This window comes from Dysgonomonas sp. BGC7 (genome assembly GCF_001261735.1).
GTDB lineage: Bacteria > Bacteroidota > Bacteroidia > Bacteroidales > Dysgonomonadaceae > Dysgonomonas.
In genome coordinates, this window is sequence record NZ_CVRP01000036.1 from 1 (window position 1) to 505 (window position 505).

Annotated in this window: 1 protein-coding gene; it reads left to right on the forward strand. The window is 35.4% G+C overall.

All coding sequences use genetic code 11. The features are described 5' to 3' along the window. Positions 1-118: 118 nt before the first annotated feature. The gene (locus BGC7_RS17520) at positions 119-343 is read left to right on the forward strand and encodes a hypothetical protein (RefSeq protein WP_050702893.1); all 225 of its coding nucleotides are present in this window, start codon (positions 119-121) and stop codon (positions 341-343) included. The last annotated feature ends 162 nt before the right edge of the window (positions 344-505 follow it).

Genomic DNA, 505 nt, shown 5'->3' on the forward strand with positions numbered 1-505 from the left:
TAGTGTAAGGTTTTCATACCATCCGAAGAGTTTGGTTATAATTATTGGACTAAAGATAAGAATAAAAGGTTTAATCTTTACATAAAATTCGCAGCGCAGAGAACTCTCTGCTTCCGATATGACTTCTTTCTTTGCCAAAGCATCGCAAGGTTACGAATCCCCTTTGCGCCGACAATTCGAAGCCGGAGGGCAAATACCTGCAATAGCCAGTACCGTAAATGCCGACAACGAGGCTCTTGTGAATGCCATAAAATCGATAAAATTCGCCCCAAAAGTTGCCGTAACGGATATATTGCGTGTACAGGATGAAATGACACAAATAGATCGTTGGTCGGGGGTGTAAATTTTTTAGTTCATTTGCTGGGAATTTTCTATTTTCAGCAAATGAAATTTTATTTATTAAATACTAGTTAAATTAATACATAGCAGATATATTAGCATAATCAATCTGATTTAAGCTATTATAATAAAAAGATATCTTAAACAAATTGGTAGAATATGTGCC

Bases quoted from the DNA above. Each gene is read 5' to 3' on its own strand.
- BGC7_RS17520 (WP_050702893.1), top strand. From the start codon at position 119: ATGACTTCTTTCTTTGCCAAAGCATCGCAAGGTTACGAATCCCCTTTG.